We start from the raw sequence: 20,359 nt of genomic DNA on the forward strand, positions 1-20,359 counted from the left end.
ACATATTGCAATTACATATTCAATGGAGGGACTTCTGCCAGAAGTTTCTGAAAGAAAGGATGAAGATTTCCATTCGTTGCAAGAATATGATGTCCTTCTATGAAATGATCTTCACCATAAAAGTTAGTCACCTTTCCTCCCGCCTCCTGAACAATCAGTGCCGCTGCAGAATAATCCCATTTTCCGAGAAATGCTTCCATCCATGCATCAAAACGCCCAATAGCTACATAACAGATTGCGGCAGCAGCCGAGCCATTCATGCGAATGCCTCCCACTACTCCATAAAGCTGATCGATGAGATGAAGAGCGGTCTGTTTATATTGCAGATGATTATAAGGCAATTCTGTAATGACGAATGCATCTTTGATGTTTTCAACGTTCGACACATGAATTTCTTCGCCATTCATAAACGCTTTTCCGCCTTTCCAAGCATAAAAACATTCATCCCGGCAAACCTCATAAACGACGCCTAAAAGAAGTTCGGTACAGCTACGTAAAGCGATGGACACACAATAAGGAGCCTCATCATGAATATAATTCGTAGTTCCATCCAACGGATCAATCACCCAGCAGTATGGTTCATCCTGATAAATAGCAGAGCCTTCTTCTGTTATGAATCCCGCTTCAGGCAGTAAAGCAGTTAGGGCTTTCACCACACGCACTTCAGATTCTTTATCTACATAAGACACATAATCGTGTGCATGTTTTTCCACCACACGCTCACGACGAAAGTTCTTTCGTTCTTCTTTCAAAAAATGTCCAACTTCCGTAGCAATCCGGCATACATCAGCTGTAAGTTGTTTTAAATCCAACATTTATTATTCAAATTAAAAAGTGCTTCGAAGTTATAGCTTTTCCGGCAAAAAGCATAAAGGAAAATAATATTTTCGTGTTTGATACGCAAATTAATGAGATAACATCAAAACTATTATAACCAATATTTTAAAAAAACATCTAAAAACAAGGCCGACTCATTTTCTTTTATGAGCCGACCTTTCTTTACTTTTACATCAAAATATAAATGTATTGTTCTTTATTCCTTAATTTATAACAACATTACTTCTGAACCACAATTTTCAACTTACAGGTACGTCCATAGAGTAATGCCACACCATCATAAGTGAGTCCGGTTATGCCAGCTCCCGAGTAGGCTGGTCCCTGGCTTCCTACCACTCCTGTAGGAGTAGCTATTTTACATCCTCCGGCAACTAACGCATCCGTATCATTTGCGGCTTCAATGACATGAATGACACCGTATTTGCCTGCTGCAGTAACAAAAGCAATATAAGAATTGTCTTTTATCTGCAGACTACAAGGATCATTCGGGTATCCATCAGACGCATTGACTCTTTGCATTAACATATCGGCACCTCCTTTAGTTATACTTTCCAACATATTCAACGCCTCAAAAGTATGAACGTCCGAAGCCGCATTCGCCATCATCACATCAATACCAAGATCAGTAACCTTATCATCAGGGATAAGGGTAAACAGCGTTTTGTTGGTAGCAACACCTGCCGGTTTGATCCAGTCATTCACATCATAAGCTCTCCCTATCGGCCCTCCATTAATTCTTGACGCACTGACATAAGAGAAACCTCTGTTTTTAACGGCAACAAAGCTCGGATTTCTCCATATATTGATGAAAGCAAAGTCTACGCTATTTGCCTTTGAGCCATATCCTTTAATTTCCTTCAAGCTTAATACATGTTTCTGCACACCCCGTATCATTATTCCCTCTATGGAGAAAATATAAGGTTGATCCGGTTCTGTTGAATGTTCCCATTCGGGTGCCATTTCGATATCGCTGAAAACAAGCGCAACATTATTGTCAACACCCTCAAGACCTTCGATATTGATAATCTTTTCCTCTTTCAACCCCTCTATATCTTCTACCACAATCTTGATTCCATTGGTCTCTTTATTGTCTACGACAGTTTTTAGGATAAATTCCATTTCCAACGGATTGCCTGATACCGGAATAGTCGTATATTCCTTCAGGTCACCCAGTACTTTATTACACAACGTATGTTTTATAGACTTAATGCCCACAGCTGAACGAATCACTACAGACAGAGAAACCTCTTCATCGGGTACTAAAACAGGGAAATCTGATGGTTCGGTGAATATCTGGGATGGAAGTTTGGTTATCTTTTTAATAGGTATTACCTTTTGTGCCGTTTTTGTCAAAACGTCCGTTGATGTTACCAGTATCCCGGCTGCTTCACGCGTGTTGACCTTGACATTCAAGTCAAATTCAAGTGTCATATCAGTTTGCAAGGTATCTATCTTTAAACGTTGACGTTCAGTCGCGTTTATCTCTTCATATTCTCCATTCTCATCCATCTTCAACAAGGTAGCATATATGCTATGTATACCCACAGCTGAAAAACTTCTGGCAGATACAGTCACCGTCGAGTTATACTCCACCACATCTATCTCGGAAGGAGAAGTGAGTTCTACAGTAGGTGGCGGATACGCGTTGTCGTCCGAATAATCGGACTCACTATCACTACAATTTGTCAACAACAAACCCCATGGAAGGGCAAGTATCAGGATCATTATATTTTTGATATATTGCTTCATGACCGTTCATTTTTTATTTTAAAGATTCGATTTGTAATTGAAAACAATGTAAATCTCCGCTTACACTTGTTTCGGTTACCCCCCTAAAAGCCCATTTATGTGAAGTCAGGACAAATATACAATACTCGGAGTCTCTATTTCTATTTTCCACTTCTACGAAAGAATAGGTATCAGAAGTTAAGTTAGAAGTAATTGCCGACTCAAGATTAGGCAATAACGCACGTTTAACAGTGCCTACCAGAACCGTCTGTTCGTTTACCTTTTTCTTAAATACGTCAACAGCCGGAGCTATCAGGTCTTCACTGTTTAATGACACAGAACAGAAGAGCATATCTATTCCGTTCACTGCTTCTGTTTTTGTTTCAAGATATCTGCAATCGTTTTTTACTACATATTGTGTCATCTCGGAAATAGTAGAAGGAAAAAGCACAGTACTGCCGATTATCTTTTTTTCTCCGTCACTATAGCTGACAGGTACAAACACCGGCACTTTCTTGCTTTCTCTAGCAGTCTCCGTACCCGTATTTATGATTGCTGTTTGCCCATAGACAGCGTTCGTCCTGTCCAGCAATGCCACTGAATGAACAGTGTTTCTGATAGATGACGCCACCTCTTTATAACTACAAGAACTAAATAGATTTTGCTCTGACAAGTGTGCATAAACCAATACGTTAGTTGTTCTGAACCGGTTCCATTCCGGAATATCTTCTCCCTTGTTATCCTCATCACTACACGAAACAAACAGACAAGAGATGACACATATAAATAGCAGATATAGATAGTTTGATTTCATATTTCATTCATTTTACAAATTCAACTTCAGCAAACAAAGCCCTGTGGTCAGAAACTTCCGGATTAGATAAAACTTTAAACGACTTCACTTTCCACTTATTCTGTGGAAGTCCGAATATATAATCAATCTTGATTGTCGGCTGATCTGCCGGATAGGTGAATGTATCATCACAGATTCTCTGCCAGTTCTTCATTACCTCACAAATCACATTAGAGTCGGTTCGGGCATTAAAATCTCCCCCCAGCAGTGTCGGAGTATCTCCCGTACCAATCCGCTCATTAATCTGTTCGGCCATTGCACTCCTTATCAGGTCCGTCGAATGATCCAGGTGAGTCGTTCCTATCCTGATTACGTCTGAAGTTCCCGGCTCCTGAATATCTACATATAATAGCGTCCGGGGTTCTTTGGCTCCGTCTATACCTTCAAAAGTTTTGTTATTGATATAAACAAAAGGATATTTTGAAAGGATAGCTACTCCATATTCTCCACCACCAGTATCCATCGCTTTCCCGAATACGGAAAACAATCCCAACTCCGCAGCCAATTGAGTGGTGAAATCCTGATTTTTATTCCTTTTTGTGTTGTAATCTATCTCTTGCAACATTACAACATCCGGATTGTATTTCCTGATAAATACAGCATACTCCTTCACCGAGTAACCGGTCATTTCCCCGGACATCCGGCAATTATAGCTCATTATTTTAAGAGCCTGCGCATACGTACTTTGATACGCAAAAAAGAAAAGGCATACCCATACAATGGGCTTTAAAAGTGCTTTCATAAATTTGTTTTTGTTATTAGATTAAGTTTACTTATTCAACAGTATATGTATATTCTGATATTTTTTTAAAGCTAACCGGTGTTATGGATTGCATCACCTCCAACACATAGTTCAGGTCGTTCCCTTTACAAACGAAGTCGTACGTAAACGAAGCAATCTTTTCGTTTTTAACTGTAATCTCTATATCAAAATGACGCGAGAGTGTTGTAAGCACCTCTTTCAATGATGCATTTCTGAAAATAAGCCGGTTGCTTTTCCAACTCGAAGCATCATCGTGATATCTATCAGTTTTTATTTTTATTACATTACTCCTTTTTTCATAAACTGCAGTTTGTCCGGGAAGCATTTGCTGCATAGGCCTGCGGCTTTGCACATGCCCGATATTTATACTTCCTTCGTCGAGTGTAGTTTTGATTACCTTATCCGAAGCGTATGCTTTTACATTGAAACACGTTCCCGTCACTTGTATTTTCACATTCTCGGCAAGTACCTGAAAAGGGGATTTCTTGTTTTCTGCTATCTCAAAATAAGCCTCTCCTTCCAGCGTAACATTCCTGTTGTATTTTGCAAACTGTTCCGGATAGGTCAATTTAGAATCGGCATTTAACCACACCCGGCTACCATCAGGAAGTAATACGAGTAGCTTCTCCCCCCTTACAGCACAGACCTCCCGATAAACAAGGTTTGCCTCATTATGACTTTGATAGAAATTATATCCCACACCTATCACTAGCAAAACAATTGCACAGGCCACCGTCCACTTAAAGAACAATGGCATCCTGATTCTCCTGTTCTTTCGTTTTTCTTCCCGCATCACGGCTTCCTGAATATTCTTATAAATGCGATATTCATCAAAAGGAGGCAATTCTCTGTCGCCCAATTCGAGCTGTTTGCCTTCTATTATCCTCTGAATGTCGTCATCCATATATTTCCCGATGCCGTCAACTACTTCAAAGTCCTGATTTGTATGTTTCTTTTTTGATTTCATATTTCAATATCTATTAGTAATACACACTGTTACAAAAAAGTATTATACAGACTACGTTAAACCGTGTTAATTCAAAAGAACGTTCCATATCAGCAAAAAGTGATAAAACTACATCATACAATAAAGCAACAATAGGCTAAGCTCTCCCACTGTCGCGCGAATCTGCTTCAAAGATTGGCTATATTGAAATTTAATTGTATTGATCGAAAGATTAAGTTTATCGGCTATTTCCTGATTGGAGTATTTTCCCGAAACTTTCATTTCAAAAACCTTGCGGCGTTGTGGCGAAAGTTGCTCAAGAGCTTGCTGTATGATGTTCATTTGTTCTTGTTTAAGGTTTTCGTTTTGAGAATTGTCTTCCAATTCCAAAACCATTGAAAGGCAATCCTCAAGTAAATAGATATTTTTCTTTGAATCTCTCAACGTATTGAGCAGATCGTTCTTCAACATCGTAAAAAGGTATCTGTTTATGGGTTTTGTTTCATCGATCTCTTCTTTTTTCAGCCAGAGTTTTAAGAATAAGTTCTGCACAGCATCTTCAGCCAATTCTTTATTCAGCAGATATTTAAATGCCAAAGAAAAGGTCTGCGCCGCATACGTCTTGTATACAATACTAAATGCCAGCTGGTTCCCCTCTTTCAGAGCCTTAACCAAAGCTTGGGCTTCATCCTGTGAGTATTTCTGGGACATCTTAATCATTTTAAATATGAAAATAAAAAGCTTATTATATCAAGTCCTTATTTTCAAATATATTAATTCTTTCTGATATAGCATGATTCGCGAACAACAAATGAAACAGGCCTCTTATTTATTTCACCAGTCTTTGATATTTGCTGAATAAAAAAGTGGAGAATGATAATAATCCGTCAGTTGCTGAATGAATATCTTTTCGAACATCATTCCGATCAGTTGCATTTATCCAACCTTCTTCTATTTCTTTTAATTCATCTTCAAGTTGTTTCTGATCCACCTCTACACCTTTCTCGACCGCTTTGATGAATGTATTGATATACACCTCCCAGCGTTTTGCATAATAATCTCTTATCAGTCCTGCCCACGAACGGCTGGCATAATCGTTCAGGCTTCCACCCCAAGTCGTAATCAAGTTGCGAGCATTCTTTTCATAATAGTCTTTCAACTGGGGAGAATCCCCCATCTTCCGTGCATCATCAATCCATTTATCCAGCGAACAGTAAGGATGAAAGGCATTCAGCTTATCCAAATCATTCAATATCTCCTTCATTTTCTCGCCGCAAGCTTTCAAAGCCTGATAATCTTTAGCTTCAACCATCCTGTCAAACTCCATTTTCACATCAAGAAAGTAGTTTCCAAGCACCTGTCTGCCTACAGTAATCAAATCCAGACGAAAAGCATCTCTCCGGTCAGAAGGTGCTTCGTTCAGTTTTCTCCAAACCTCTAGTAGTTCAACATTGCTGTACACATTACTTGTGCGTTTTTCACTGTTCTTATTCAATACAGGGCGATACCCGGGTAAAGTACCCAATGTGCGCGGCACTTGTGCATAAATGTCATTGAATAATCGTTTCCAAGCATCGCGCACAGGCTGCGACACGCATCCCACATGCCTGTCAGCCAGACATTCAATCCATTTATTATCATCTACATTCAGATTCCATGCTTTCTCAAGAATGTATTCGTAGGGAAATTGCATCACATCCAATCCTTCCAGCGTAGAGCCGATTCCTTTAAGGTTGCCTCCACCGTTAATGAGAGCATTCTCAAGTCGTGCGCCACTTTCTTTGACGTTACCTGTCAAAGTCGTGTTTCCTCCGAAATTGCCCAGATAACACCAAATATAGGGCTGATCATGAAAATGCTCTGTTCTTTTCCATAATTCAACATTTTCACAATGATAATCAAGTAATATCATTTTATTCTGTGGCACTCCTGTCAGCAAAGCCTTCATTCGCTCGGAAGTCCATTTATCTTTATCAAAATAAAACATCCACGTCATTTGCATCCATTGGGCTTTGGGATCGGCAGCCGTCAATGCAGCGTACATATCCGATGCTATCTTCCGCAAATATTCGGGTTCGAAACTGGGCGGGTCAACCTCGTTGAAAGGATCTAAACCATAAATATGATCGGTTCCGAAAAGTTTTTTTTGTTCATCAAGAAATAGCTTCTGAATTTTCGCAAACAAAGCATCGTTAGGGTTCAAAAAGTTACAACGATATGCATCAGCAAAGCCGGCCCATTTGCCCAAATATTGAATATCGGCCTCGGGATAAATCCGTTTTAAATCGGCAGGTACATGTCCGGCGAAGGCTGGTAATACGGGCTTCATATTCAATTCACGCTCACGTGCGAGTATTTTTTTCTGCAAGCTTACCTGGTGTTCCAGCCATTCCATCGGCAACGGACCGTTCCAACGATCTATGTTAGCCATCCGATGCCAGGGCAGATACGGCGGTCCCGTGAAGTAAGAGCGTATTTCGATGTCCGACATTCCCATTTTCGACCAGACTTTATACCACACGGCTTCTTGTCCGGTAATTGCCAAAGGCATATTTATACCATTAAGGGCCATCCAGTCAATAAAGCGCTCCCATTCTTTCCATTGCCACCAAGGCATCGTATAACCATACGTGCAGTAATTCAGGAAAAAACGAGTATCCACTCGCGCTTCCGAAACCACCTTCTCACCAACCATCGGCAATTCTTCAGGAATTTCAACGGCTATATCCGCATACCATGACACTGTAGTGAGACAGTAATATTTTAGATAATGGTTCAGTCCCATCGCCATTGAATTGGCATTGTTTCCGCCAATTACAATTTTATCTTTTACAGACTCTATCGTAAAGCAGTCTTTCTCTCCTTTCAACTTTTGAAACTGAAAACTCTCGATGTATGACGGAAGCAAACGTTTCAATAATGCTTCCGCAACAGCTACGTCTTTGTCTTTAGCCTGAAGAACCAACGACATAAACAACATAACCAGACACGTGTATACACTTTTTCTTTTCATTCTGATTTATAATTTTATATAGATTTTTCTTTTTAACAAAACATATCCCAACAGCCCATTGAACAACAGGAAAAATACACCGTACATAAATGAACCGAAGTAATTTCCGAATAACGGGTTAAGCAAATTACTGAATACAGCCGTATGGATATGCCAATGCACAAGCAATCCTCCGGCTATGCAGCTAAACACATAGATTACAAGCGGATTCGCTCCAAATGCTTCGAAAAACGAAAACCACTTTTTATTCTGCTTCACATCAATGATATAGAGCAGCAATGCCAATGACAATGCCGCAATCCCACAAGTGAGCAAAACGAACGAAGGAGACCACAAACGTTTATTCAAAGGACAGGCATAGCTTAACAAATAGCCGGCAAACAACAGCGTGGTACCTATAAGAAATAGATTCAGCATCCGGCGGTCATTGTCTTTAATATCGATGATTATCTTTCCACAAACAAAACCGATCATTACTTGAGACACAGCGGGAATCGTACTAAGTATCCCCTCGGGATCGACAAACTGGCGGCCCTGAAGATACATGTGGTTAGACCCTAAAATAGCCGAATCAACAATCCCGACGATATTATCCGCACTCTTTTCAAATCCGTTTCCAAATAACTGAAAAATAAAGTAGACAATCAGCAAGATAATAGCTAATGGCATAAAACGCTTATGCGGTATTGTCACGGCCAATAAGGCTGTAATACCATAACAAATCCCAAGCCGTTGCATAACTCCCATCAACCGGAGCTGACTCAAATCAAAATAGTTACCACTATCTATTGCTGTTATGAACCACTCCATAACCAGACCAATAAATATTAATAAGAGACTTCTTTTTATGATTTTCGCAATGGCCGGTCGACACTGGAAGTTATACTTACACAAGGAGATGTAGGTCGAAATACCCATCAGGAACATAAACATCGGAAATACCAGATCGGCTGGCGAAAAGCCATCCCACTTGGCATGTGCAAAAGCGGCAAAGTTATACCCGCACTTTCCTGTATTGTTGACCAAGATCATCCCGGCAACAGTAATACCCCGAAGTACATCAAGCGAAAGTAACCGTTTGTTCGGATTCATAATATTTGATTCTTTTAATTACTTATTATATATAAAATAGTCGTTCCGGCAGCTAACACTATCCCTATAAGCGATTCATAAGGTATCAGCTTCAGACGTTCTTTAAAGTTGAGTTCGCATACGCCTCCTGTCGCATGAAAGAACGAACCATGTGGCAAATGGTCAAGAACTGTAGCTCCGGAATTAATCATAGCTGCCCCCCAAACTGCAGAAATGCCTATAGCCAATATCGTTTCAGCGAACGAAGAAGAAGCCAGTGTCGCTCCGGCTGTTGTCGATGCGGTAGCCGCCGACATCAACGCGCCTGATATAGGAGCAATCAATGCATCACTAATATGAGCATGATCTAATCCTGTAAGAATCCAATCTTTCAAAGAAGAGTTCTTTATGATGCCGGCAATAGTTCCGGTTCCTATCAGCAGAATAGCTACCACAGACATCTTTTGCAGTCCATACGCTATACTCGGAAGAATGTTTTTCCATTGTTTCATACAGATAGCACCACATAAGCCACCTACCGGCAAAGCTATCAAAGGATCGATATTGATTCCTGCCGCAGGACGTAATGCCAATAAAACAATCGTAACAACAGGAGCAATCAGACTGGTTCTTAACGAAGGCAGATTTCTCTCTTCCTCTTTATCCTCTGTTTGCATCATTGTTTTTTTGTTTTTCACTGTTTGAGGCATCAGACGGACAATAACAAAAACAGTGAAAAACAAACCGATCACTGCCGGTAAAATATTGGCAAACATTACAGCCGATAGATCTGCATTAAAATTTCCGGCTGCTATAATGGTGTTCGGGTTAGGTGATATGATATTTCCACATTTACCTCCCCCGATCATAGCAATAAGCAATACAGATGGAGACAGGTTTAGACGCTTGCCTATCGAAAGAGCCACCGGCGCAACGGTTATCACAGCCACATCAATAAAGACGCCTACCGTACAAAGCAACATCGTTGCGAGTGCCAATGCCATAAATACCCGTTTCTCACCCATTTTGTTTATAATCGCATTGGAGATGACCGTGGTAGCCCCGGTTTGTATTAATATGCCTGACAAGACTCCGGCTGTCAGAATCCGCAATACCGCCGGGGTGACCTCTTTCACCCCTTCGGTCATTACCGTTACGGTCTCATTTAAAGATAGTCCTCCCAACAACCCTCCAACTATCGCTCCGATAATCAGACTGTATGTCGGAGAAAGCTTTCTTATGATTAACAGTATGGATAATGAAAGCCCGATTAATGCGCCTATCGCTGTCATTGAGTATTATTTAGTAAATTGTTTTATGATTCTCACCACCTGTCGCACCGTTCTCTCTATGTTTTCTTTCGTAAACTCCGGTCGCATCGCCTCTTCAAGTGTTACCGGAAAAGGTTGAATAGGCAGTACGGCAGTAAACCCCATCCTATTAAGCGCTTCGGTGGCTTCGACCGCTCCCCCCAGCGCTATCACCGGAACCTGACATTTCTCACCGGCACGTAAAATTCCGTCCAGCGCCTTTCCCATACCAGTCTGGCGATCCAGTTTACCCTCTCCGGTCAGTATCAGATCTGCCTGTCGGACGACCTCTTCGAAACGAAGCGTTTTCAATATAACTTCTATTCCGGATTGCAATTCTGCATTCAAAAACGGAAGCAGGCCGCCTCCCATTCCTCCGGCTGCTCCGGCACCGGGAAGCTGCGATATATCCATATTTGTATATTCCTTTATCACCTGTGCATAATGCCGCAACCCATTGTCCAACTCTATCACTTGCAAACTATTTGCCCCTTTTTGGGGAGCGTATACATAGGCTGCACCCTCTTTTCCAAAAAATGGATTACTAACATCACAGGCGATCGTAAAGTGACTCTCCTTCAATGCCGGATTCAATTGGGAAATATCTATTTGATGGACTTTTATCAGATTTTCGCCGACAGGCTCCAACTCACCGTTTCCGCTATCTAAAAAACGTGCACCTAAAGCCTTTAGCATACCAATTCCCGCATCATTCGTAGCACTTCCGCCGATACCGATAATGAATTCCCGACACCCGCGTTTTAATGCGTCAGCAACCATTTCTCCAACTCCATAAGTCGTAGTCTTCATGGGGTTTCTCCGACTTGAATCGATTAATGGCAGACCGCAGGCCGAGGCCATTTCGATAATAGCCATCGCACCATTGTTTACGATGCCATACGATACTTCAATTGGCTTCATGAATGGATCATGCACCCGACATGACACCGTTTGAGCATGAAGGGCAGAGCATAGAGCTTCTGTAGTCCCTTCGCCGCCATCAGCTATGGGGAAACGTATAATCTGACAGTCGGGTAATTCCTCCTGAATCGCTTTTTCGGCAGCTTTCGCTATCTCGAAAGAACCGACCGAACCTTTAAACGAGTCGAATGCCAATACAATCTTTTTCATAAAAGCTATCACTTATTTGTTTTCTCTATTAAACTCAATGCAGCCTCGACCGGATCATCAAACGGAGTCGTACTGTTACTCCAGGGAGATGTAATCCATTGCTCCTCCCATTCTCGGATTTTATTCCGGTCTTTTGTGAAATAGAGCTGTATACGAGGGATATAGTAGTCTTTAATCAGCCCGCTCCAGAAACGGGCAGCATAATCTTCCTGAATACCACCCCAACTTGTAATCAAGCGTTTGGCATTTGCCTCATAAGCATCTTTTTCCTGAAGAGTTGTTCCGCTATTGCGCGCAAGTTCCACCCATTCTTCTAATCGATATAAAGGATGAGAGGCCAACAGCCTGTCAACGTCCATCAACAAATCAACAGTTTGTTGCAGATTACGTTGCGCTGCGAGAACACGATTCTCCGAATCATCTTTTAGGGCCTGCTTATAAAAATTTTCAGCTTTAGCCGCTACATAATACGAAACAAACTCTATGAGGTCGTTTCTGTATAATTCAGAGCTTTTCAGTTCGTCAGCGCAACTAGCATACAAACGTATAGCCTGCAAGTAATCATCACTAAGGTCGATTTTACTGATCCGCCGTTGATCGGATATTACGGTTTGCCAGGTAAAACGGGGGTATGAATATAAAGAACTATATGCTGTTTTCCGAAAAAGTTTCCAAGCTTCCTCCATGGCATCGGGATATCCTCCATAACGGGCCTCGCAGTATATCTTCATCCAATCGTCCAGGTCGATACTATCTGATGACCATCCCATATCGGCTAACAGTTCGTAAACAACCTCATTGTTTTCGAGTCCTTCAGGGGCAGAACCGAACCCAATCAAGTTACCTTTATTTGCGGCACGTAATGCTTTGACCGAGGAACTAGCATACATGTCCAAGTCTCCTGTCATGGTGTTTTTCCCACCAAAGTTGGGTACATAGCTGAATATCCATTTCTTTCCGTAAAACCCATCATGTACTTTCCATGTTTGCTCGGTGTTCCACACCCATTTCGGATAATCATTGCCCAAATCAATGATAATCATTTTATCATCAGGTACATTGCTTAACAAGGCTTTAAGCGATTCTTTATCCCAGAATGAATGTTGATATCCGAATGTCCATCCCTGTGTAACCCAAACGGCATCCGGGTTTCCGGCTGCAATTGATTTATAGATCGTTTCTCCATACTCGGCCAATAACTTATATTTCGCTTCTTTATCTTCCTTATCGATAGGCAGCTCCATCTCATTAAAACTATCCGAGAGATAATACGTATTTTCTCCAAACTCTTTTTCCCACTCTTCGACAAACAGTTTGCCTATCTCTTCGAAAAAAGGTGAATCCGGTGGCAATACATAGGCGTTGTACTCTTCATCAAAACCACCCCACCGCATGTGCCGGAATTGTGTGTCGGGATGTTTCTGGACGAATCCTTCCGGCACGAAACCTGCAAACGCGGGTGCTATGGGCTGCATACCCAACTCGCGCATACGGGTCAGGATTTGATGCTGCAAAGCGATTTGGTTCTGTTGCCATGCATCAGATAAGGGACCGTCCCACTTGTTCAGATTGCCCATGCGATGCCAGGGAAGGTGTGCGGGGGCAGTGAAAAACTCACGGATTTCTTCTTTGTTCAATCCCATACGCAGCCATACCCGTTCCGCAATGGCTTCGCTGGCCACAGTAGCCAAAGGCATATTTACACCATAAAGAGCCATCCTGTCAATTTCCTTTTCCCAACGCTCCCAGTCCCAGTAAGGAGTAGTGTAGCCGAATGTACAAACATTAAGGAAATAACGCAACTCATAAGGGGACACCTGTTCATACAATTCATAATCGGGCCACGGCATCACCGACGTTATATGTTCACCGCTCCATGTTTTCATACTCTTGCAGGCCTCTTTCATGTACGTATGAAAAGCGTAACAGATAGCAACGGAGCTGCTTCCCCTTAGGGTAAGCCGGCCGTCGCTTGCTATCACTTCGAATATATCTTTACCGTCGGATGGTTCGATATATTCAAAGTGGATAGACTGTGCTCTTTCCCCAATCTGACGTTCTATTAACTGTTTGGCGGGGGTGATAATATCCGTCTTAGGCTTGTGGCATGAGCAGAAAAAAAGCGTTGTTGAAATCAATAAATACTTGATTATTGTATGTATCATAGAAAATCATAAATGTTATAAGTGAGTATCAATATTTTTTCTTCGATGCTTCTTTCACATATTCCAGTTCCGTAATAATCGGTAAATGGTCTGACAAAAGCGACTGAACAGTTTGTGTACTAATCACACGCCATCCTTTTTGCGGGTAAGCAAACAAGTAATCGATCTTAATCACAGGTTTCCATGCCGGCATTCCAAAATCATCGTTGCTTGCAGCAAACCAGCTATCCATACCACGTATTGCCTCCGAGTAATGACGCGCGTTGAAATCACCTCCCAAAATTACAGGATATTTATAATTTTTGAAATGCCCGGTAATAAATTTTATTTGCTCCGCCCGTGTTTCTTGAGAGTTGACGTCCAGATGCGTAGAGGTAAAAACAATGGTATCATTACCCATTTCGAATAATCCCTCCAGCATGGCCCGCCTCTCATGCTCTTTGACCGGATGGGGCAGCATTATCTTTTGGACAGAAATATATGGATATTTACTTAACATCCCAATACCGTAATAACCGGTAGAATAGTCAATCGTTTTTCCGTAAAGCCCAAACATCCCTGTATGATAGGCAAGTTCGGATATAAAATCCTTCCCCTTCTGATGCGGGGTACGCTTACGGTCTGTTTTGCTATCCACTTCCTGAAGCGCCACAAAATCAGGTTTGAAGGATTTGATGTGATGAGCAAGTTCCTCTAAAGATGCCAGTTCGCCAAATCTTAAATTATAGGTCATTACCCGCACCCGTAGAGTATCTTGCGCATAGGCAACGCCCAAAGTCAGGCATAAAAACAATAATAAATATTTCTTCATTGAATACATGGTTTCTATTTTTTTATGATTACTTTTCCCAGCCCGGATTTTGTCCTAACAGAGGATTCTTCTGACGCTCGGGATTAGGCACGGGCCACAAATAATGTTTCGTTGCGTCGAAGTAGCGTGCTCCGCCTTCCGCGGTAGACTTTTCGTAGATAACATCACCAAACTCATCTACTCCGGTATCGGGATACGGGTTGGCGCCCAAATCATTCATACAAACTTTCAGGCTGGGACCGGTGATGGCACGTCCAAAGCGAAGTTCGCCTTCACGCCAGCGCATCACATCGGCGTATCTTGTTCCTTCACCTGCCAACTCAATGCGACGTTCTCTTCTCAATTCGGTTTCGAGATCCATCCCCCATGCGCCAAGTTCGTCAAGGTTCATACGATGCATATTCACACGATCTCTAAGCCTGTTGATGGAGTAATCAATCTGTGTTTGTGTCAGTTTCTTGCCTTGTAGTTCGAAAGTGGCTTCGGCATAAATCAGCAAGATTTCGGCAAAGCGGATGACATTGAGATTCCCATGCCCACCCACACTCGAACCGGCCAAATCAATATCGTTATACTTTTTCAGATAGAAACCTGTACGGCTATTTGCCCCCACACGATTATTATCTTGCAATGAAGCAAAACGAGGCAGATTAAATATCTCGTTGGCCTTATCCGTATCAGGATCACCGTCATCTCCTCCCGGCCATTTGTCACCCGGAGCATATAAAGTCATCTTCATTCTAGGATCTCTGTTCTGGAAATAATCCACATAATGCTCTTCAGGCGACTTGTATAACGATGAGGTCTGCACACCGGTCTTTTTATAATATTCCAATCCGGTTTTTGCCGGTTTACCGTCTGTACACAGATAAGCATCCACTAATGACTTCGTTGGATTGAGGCGTATATAGTCTGTCGGACTGCAAGTTTCATTGGGCAGACTTTGTGTACGGATTTCAGGTACAAAAAGGCTATATACGATGGCTTCGATATTTTTCGGATCATTCTCGACATCTCCTTCGTGATGAAATAGCTTTTCATATTCATACAGGCCATAGGGACTGTTTTCGATGATATACTCACTCGTTTTTGCAGCCAGTTCCCACCTTTCGTTTTGCAAGGCAATACGTGCCAATATGGCTAAAGCGCCCCAACGGTCGAGTCTTCCCAGTTTATCGCCCGTATACCTTTCTTCAGGCATACGCTCCGCCGCCCATTTCAAATCCTCGACGAGCTGGTCGATGACTTTCTCTCTGGGAGTACGTTCGATATATGCATCTTCGGGCTGGATGACTTCTCCTACCCAAGGTACATCACCCCAAAATGTCGTGAGGTAAAAGTACATAAGCGCCCGGATGGTTTTTACTTCTGCGGCATAAACGTCCTTCTTATTTTGAGCTACCTGCGCTTTATTATAGTTGTCCAGAAAATTATTGCAGCGATAAATATAGCTATACGCTCCTGTCCAATAGGTAGTGAAGGGGAAGCCGTCAGTATAAGAGTGCTTGCCTCCCGAAACCTTACTTAGTCCACTAGTAATATTCCCCCACATGACAGTTTCGGCCGTCGATTCACTCCAATTCACGAGATAGTCTTTTTGTAAAGCTTCGTAACAGGGAGGCAAGGCATTTTTAAGCTGATCTTCATTCACCCAGAATGTTACATTGTCCGGCTCGTTAGGGTTCGTTCTATCCAGAAAATCACTACATGAGGTAACTATACCAAAGAAAGCAATGATTAAAAAGTATTTTGAGTATTTCATCTTTATAGTCGTTTAATAGGTTAGAATGTTATTGATAATCCAAAAACATAGGTTTTTACTTGCGGATAGACATCTCCGCTGGTGGTCCTCACTTCAGGGTCATAAGCTCCGAAGTAATCGGTTTTAGTAAACAAGTTATCTGCCGAAGCATATACTCTAAGACTATTAATGCCAAGAGGTGCCACCATCCGGGCAGGAAAACGATAACCTATCTGAATATTCTTCAGGCGCAAGTACGATGCATCCTCTTTCCAGTAATCACTGAAGAGCCTGTTGTGCTCCTGCGACTGATAAAGTCTGGGATAAGAAGCATTTGGATTCATAGGCGTCCATCTGTCAAGATGCTCTTTTTTAGGAATTGAGTAGTCATTGATAAACGCATGTCGAGCCTCATCCTCAAGGTAACCGGCAACTTTGCCTACGCCTTGCAAATAGAAACTGAAATCAATGCCTTTCCATTCCAAACCACCCTTGATTGCATAGGTGTAATGGGGCTCTTTCTCGCCAAACACCACTTTGTCGTAGTCATCAATTACCCCGTCGGGAGCGCCGTCAGGACCACTGATGTCCCGATACTTAATATCTCCGGGCTGTACAATGCCGTTTTGTGATGCAACAAGAGGAAATTTTGGTTTCTGGTACTTACCTGTAGTTGTATTCACCGATTCGAAGTCATACACTTGCGCCAGCCCATCAGTCAGATAACCATAGAAAGCACCTATCGGATCACCTACCCGACGATACGAACCGGAAGCCGTACTGGTCAGCGACTCCGGAGTTCCACCCAAATCGGTAATCTTATTACGGGCGTCCGACAGATTGAACCCGAGATTGTAATTTACACTTCCGATCTTATCACGCCATGACAGATTAAGTTCCCATCCTTTGACATCAATCTTACCAAGATTGACATAACCTACGTTACTACTGGAAACCCCGACAATAGCCGGAACATCGGGACGAACCAATGCATCAATATTTTCTTTCTTATACCAATCAAAGTCCACATTCAGTCTATTGTTCAAAAAACTAAGGTCTACCCCGAAATTAAGCATGCGGATGGTTTCCCACTTGATGTCGGGATTACCGATTTTGTTTTGCCAAAGTCCCATAACAGGTGTATTAGAAGCTCCGATAGGATAAGACTCTTCGGTTATGATAGGTGACAAGTAGGGGTAGTAATTACCGGGAATGTTTTGATTTCCCAACTCACCCCAGGAAGCACGCAGCTTGCCCGAGCTCAATACCGAAGTAGCGAACTCCATAAATTTTTCACGTGAAAAGTTCCATCCTGCCGAAAACGATGGAAAATATCCCCAACGATTGCCCTTGGCAAATCTTGAAGTTCCATCGGCACGCAGGTTAGCTTCAAACAGGTATTTACCGTCAAAAGCATAGTTGACACGACCAAAGTAAGAACGCAAAGCCCACTCGTCTTTTGTTCCGCTATTCATAAAATTAATCATTCCGGCACTAATAACGTGAATATCCTCAACCATCACATTATCACGTGTAGCCCCCAGTGTGCTTCTGTTTTCCCACTCTTGCGAAAATCCCATCAATGCTCCCAACTCGTGGCGTCCTATGGTTTTATTAAAGTTCAGGGTGAATTGCAGCGTTTGGGTCATAACGTCGAGATGGCTTTGTGAGATATAGTCCTTGGCATCTTCATTTGCTTTCAACGGGCTACCGTCCGAGTAATAAGACAACATCTTCGGGTTAAACTCATCCACTTGGCGGGTATATATATTAGCAGAGTACTGCATACCTACGTTCAGTCCGTCTATAATTTTGAGATCTGCATTGAAAATACCATTGAGCACACGTGTTTTCCGTTCTTCCATTCCCGACTCATAGGCTACTTGCAAGGGGTTACGCACCGAACCGTACGACCAGTTCTCACTATCTACCATCCGGCCATTCTCATCAGGAATTTGCCACATGACGGGAAGTAACGGAGACATACGCTGTGACAGGCGGAATACTCCTGATGTGCCACTATAACCTAAGTCCTTTTTATAGAAATCAACATAGCTCATCTGTCCGGTCAGTTTCAAACGATCATATACCTCCGTGTTTACACTGATACGCGCATTATGTCTTTTGGAACTATATCCGTCACCTACAACCAGTCCATCCTGATCCAGAAAACCATACGACATAAAAAATCCGGTTTTCTCGCTTCCACCCCGTGCGCTCACATTATGTCCCGTTTGAAAAGCCCGGCTTTTGTATATTTCGTCAATCCAGTCTGTATTGGAATATTCGTTGGGGTACAATCCCGAATCATATTTATCGAAAGCCTCTTGTGTATAGGGCTTGGAAAATCCAGCAGCACTCATGGCTTCATTGGAGAGTTCCATGTATTCCCTTCCATTAACAAGTTCGGGCAATGCTGTGGGAGTCTGGAATCCGGCATATCCGTTATATTGGAATACTACGCGCTCTTTCTTTTCTCCCTTTTTAGTCGTTACAAGAATAACACCGTTAGCGGCACGTGCTCCATAAATAGCTGATGAGGCGGCATCTTTCAGTACTGATACGCTTTCGATGTCCGAAGGATTCAATAAGTTAATGTCTCCCCCGGCTACTCCGTCAATCAAGATCAAAGGTGCTGTACTACTATTGATGGTTCCCGTACCACGAATGTTGATGCTGGGCACAGCACCCGGCTGCCCCGAAGAGGAAACAATACTAACTCCAGGCAACAATCCTTGCAGCCCTGTAGTTACGTTAGTTATAGGCCTGTTCTCAATAGCCTCCGCTTTAACCATAGATACGGCACCTGTTACATTCACTTTCTTTTGCACGCCATAACCTACAACTACTACATCTTCCAGGCTGACAGCATTCTCTTTCATCACTACGTTTACTGTCGTTGCTTTCGCTATGACGCTTTCTTCACGGTAGCCGACGTATGAGTACCGAAGTGTACTTCCATAGGGTACCTTGATGGAATACTGACCATTGATATCGGTGATTGTACCTGTAGTCGAGCCTTTTACCGATACGGTGGCTCCGATGATCGGTTCCGCATTCTCGTCAGTAACTTTACCTTTCACATATAGTTCCTTTTTCTCTCCTTGCGAATCAACAGGGTCAGTTTTATTTTGATATTCTTTATTATAAAATAAAATACTGTCATCCAGGAAACGGAACCCAATGTTAGTCCCTTTTAGCAAAAGAGTTAGCGCTTTGTTTATCTCTGTGTCTTTTACCTCCAATGACACTTTCCTACTCGTATCCACAAATTCTTTGCTATAGGCTACATTCATCGATGCCTTCTCTGCTATCTGACTGATAGCTTCTTTAAGAGGAAGCTCTTTGATACTAACCGATATTTTTTGCTGTTGTGCATAAACAAAAGCAGTGACAAATATGCACATTAGGGTTACAATACACCTTCTGCCGGTGGATGAAAAAGGAGAATCTTTTTCCATAATATTAGTCTTTAAAGTTAATAGTTCAATATCTATTAGCTAATACACAAGAGATATTAAAAAGTATTACGGCAAATAAGTTAATGAATATTAATTCGGGAAATATAGGAGAACTTGCCGGAAATCCATCCATACTTGATAAAAAAGAAAGAAACCACTTCGAAGGTATAGTTTTTTTTAGAAAATATAAAGGGTGGATATCGTATTTTCTCATTTAATGCATAAATTAGTGTCTTTACCTGAAAAAGAATGAGCAACATCCACCTCACATATGAGTGATTCCACCAGAACTCGGCTCAGTCTGAAAATTTTGGGGATTTGATTCAGGGCAATCACACCCTTAAAAATAGATTCATTCCGGTACGGAAATGAATGAACTATGCTATCGTTAATTATACCTCGCCACTATGCTACTTTTATTTTTTCTTCTTGCCTATATTATTTTTTTGATTGCCTAATGAGTTTTCGTTTGACTTAAGTCCTGTCTCTTATACACATCTCCGAGCCCACGAGACCGAGGCTGATCTCG

Annotated in this window: 14 protein-coding genes; all 14 read right to left on the minus strand. The window is 42.0% G+C overall.

Translation table 11 applies throughout. The features are described from left to right. Nucleotides 1-11: 11 nt before the first annotated feature. The 14 genes from KQP79_RS20785 to KQP79_RS20850 all read right to left on the minus strand — a co-directional run bounded on the left by KQP79_RS20785 (nucleotide 12) and on the right by KQP79_RS20850 (nucleotide 19,830). Nucleotides 12-815 carry an inositol monophosphatase family protein gene (locus KQP79_RS20785; RefSeq protein ID WP_008023157.1) on the minus strand — a complete coding sequence of 268 codons (804 nt, stop codon included), beginning with the start codon at nucleotides 813-815 and terminating at the stop codon, nucleotides 12-14. Nucleotides 816-1,056: 241 nt separating this feature from the next. Next, nucleotides 1,057-2,586, minus strand: a complete 1,530-nt coding sequence (locus KQP79_RS20790) for a hypothetical protein (RefSeq protein ID WP_061448453.1) — start codon at nucleotides 2,584-2,586, stop codon at nucleotides 1,057-1,059. 13 nt (nucleotides 2,587-2,599) lie between these two features. Next, nucleotides 2,600-3,379: a hypothetical protein gene (locus KQP79_RS20795; RefSeq protein ID WP_061448452.1), complete on the minus strand. Its 780-nt coding sequence runs from the start codon at nucleotides 3,377-3,379 to the stop codon at nucleotides 2,600-2,602. Between the two features lie 7 nt (nucleotides 3,380-3,386). After that, complete coding sequence (locus KQP79_RS20800; protein ID WP_004296439.1) at nucleotides 3,387-4,160, minus strand: endonuclease/exonuclease/phosphatase family protein; 774 nt, start codon at nucleotides 4,158-4,160, stop codon at nucleotides 3,387-3,389. Between the two features lie 31 nt (nucleotides 4,161-4,191). Then, on the minus strand, nucleotides 4,192-5,148 hold the full coding sequence (locus KQP79_RS20805; RefSeq protein ID WP_008646407.1) for a FecR family protein: 957 nt from the start codon (nucleotides 5,146-5,148) through the stop codon (nucleotides 4,192-4,194). A gap of 108 nt (nucleotides 5,149-5,256) precedes the next feature. Beyond that, nucleotides 5,257-5,838 carry an RNA polymerase sigma factor gene (locus KQP79_RS20810; protein WP_004317492.1) on the minus strand — a complete coding sequence of 194 codons (582 nt, stop codon included), beginning with the start codon at nucleotides 5,836-5,838 and terminating at the stop codon, nucleotides 5,257-5,259. Nucleotides 5,839-5,956: 118 nt separating this feature from the next. Next, nucleotides 5,957-8,140 carry an alpha-N-acetylglucosaminidase gene (locus KQP79_RS20815; protein WP_138343230.1) on the minus strand — a complete coding sequence of 728 codons (2,184 nt, stop codon included), beginning with the start codon at nucleotides 8,138-8,140 and terminating at the stop codon, nucleotides 5,957-5,959. 6 nt (nucleotides 8,141-8,146) lie between these two features. Next, entirely contained in the window at nucleotides 8,147-9,232 is a 1,086-nt protein-coding gene (locus KQP79_RS20820; RefSeq protein ID WP_061448450.1) for an acyltransferase family protein, read from the minus strand. Between the two features lie 14 nt (nucleotides 9,233-9,246). Then, on the minus strand, nucleotides 9,247-10,503 hold the full coding sequence (locus tag KQP79_RS20825) for a GntP family permease (protein ID WP_004296444.1): 1,257 nt from the start codon (nucleotides 10,501-10,503) through the stop codon (nucleotides 9,247-9,249). 6 nt (nucleotides 10,504-10,509) lie between these two features. Then, a complete protein-coding gene (locus KQP79_RS20830; protein ID WP_061448449.1) occupies nucleotides 10,510-11,652 on the minus strand; it encodes a glycerate kinase in 1,143 nt (380 codons plus the stop codon). An 8-nt stretch (nucleotides 11,653-11,660) separates the two neighbouring features. Continuing rightward, on the minus strand, nucleotides 11,661-13,817 hold the full coding sequence (locus KQP79_RS20835; protein ID WP_008642601.1) for an alpha-N-acetylglucosaminidase: 2,157 nt from the start codon (nucleotides 13,815-13,817) through the stop codon (nucleotides 11,661-11,663). A 28-nt stretch (nucleotides 13,818-13,845) separates the two neighbouring features. Next, nucleotides 13,846-14,637: an endonuclease/exonuclease/phosphatase family protein gene (locus tag KQP79_RS20840; protein WP_004310723.1), complete on the minus strand. Its 792-nt coding sequence runs from the start codon at nucleotides 14,635-14,637 to the stop codon at nucleotides 13,846-13,848. Between the two features lie 19 nt (nucleotides 14,638-14,656). Continuing rightward, a complete protein-coding gene (locus KQP79_RS20845) occupies nucleotides 14,657-16,390 on the minus strand; it encodes a RagB/SusD family nutrient uptake outer membrane protein (RefSeq protein WP_008642600.1) in 1,734 nt (577 codons plus the stop codon). Between the two features lie 20 nt (nucleotides 16,391-16,410). Next, on the minus strand, nucleotides 16,411-19,830 hold the full coding sequence (locus KQP79_RS20850; protein WP_009038935.1) for a TonB-dependent receptor: 3,420 nt from the start codon (nucleotides 19,828-19,830) through the stop codon (nucleotides 16,411-16,413). Between the last annotated feature and the right edge of the window lie 529 nt (nucleotides 19,831-20,359).

Source organism: Bacteroides sp. DH3716P, assembly GCF_025914115.1.
In the GTDB taxonomy this organism is placed as follows: domain Bacteria; phylum Bacteroidota; class Bacteroidia; order Bacteroidales; family Bacteroidaceae; genus Bacteroides; species Bacteroides ovatus.

What these genes read in the sequence shown, in the direction of transcription:
- KQP79_RS20785 (WP_008023157.1), bottom strand. Translation starts at nt 815, where the DNA reads ATGTTGGATTTAAAACAACTTACAGCTGATGTATGCCGGATTGCTACG.
- KQP79_RS20790 (WP_061448453.1), bottom strand. Translation starts at nt 2,586, where the DNA reads ATGAAGCAATATATCAAAAATATAATGATCCTGATACTTGCCCTTCCA.
- KQP79_RS20795 (WP_061448452.1), bottom strand. Translation starts at nt 3,379, where the DNA reads ATGAAATCAAACTATCTATATCTGCTATTTATATGTGTCATCTCTTGT.
- KQP79_RS20800 (WP_004296439.1), bottom strand. Translation starts at nt 4,160, where the DNA reads ATGAAAGCACTTTTAAAGCCCATTGTATGGGTATGCCTTTTCTTTTTT.
- KQP79_RS20805 (WP_008646407.1), bottom strand. Translation starts at nt 5,148, where the DNA reads ATGAAATCAAAAAAGAAACATACAAATCAGGACTTTGAAGTAGTTGAC.
- KQP79_RS20810 (WP_004317492.1), bottom strand. Translation starts at nt 5,838, where the DNA reads ATGTCCCAGAAATACTCACAGGATGAAGCCCAAGCTTTGGTTAAGGCT.
- KQP79_RS20815 (WP_138343230.1), bottom strand. Translation starts at nt 8,140, where the DNA reads ATGAAAAGAAAAAGTGTATACACGTGTCTGGTTATGTTGTTTATGTCG.
- KQP79_RS20820 (WP_061448450.1), bottom strand. Translation starts at nt 9,232, where the DNA reads ATGAATCCGAACAAACGGTTACTTTCGCTTGATGTACTTCGGGGTATT.
- KQP79_RS20825 (WP_004296444.1), bottom strand. Translation starts at nt 10,503, where the DNA reads ATGACAGCGATAGGCGCATTAATCGGGCTTTCATTATCCATACTGTTA.
- KQP79_RS20830 (WP_061448449.1), bottom strand. Translation starts at nt 11,652, where the DNA reads ATGAAAAAGATTGTATTGGCATTCGACTCGTTTAAAGGTTCGGTCGGT.
- KQP79_RS20835 (WP_008642601.1), bottom strand. Translation starts at nt 13,817, where the DNA reads ATGATACATACAATAATCAAGTATTTATTGATTTCAACAACGCTTTTT.
- KQP79_RS20840 (WP_004310723.1), bottom strand. Translation starts at nt 14,637, where the DNA reads ATGTATTCAATGAAGAAATATTTATTATTGTTTTTATGCCTGACTTTG.
- KQP79_RS20845 (WP_008642600.1), bottom strand. Translation starts at nt 16,390, where the DNA reads ATGAAATACTCAAAATACTTTTTAATCATTGCTTTCTTTGGTATAGTT.
- KQP79_RS20850 (WP_009038935.1), bottom strand. Translation starts at nt 19,830, where the DNA reads ATGGAAAAAGATTCTCCTTTTTCATCCACCGGCAGAAGGTGTATTGTA.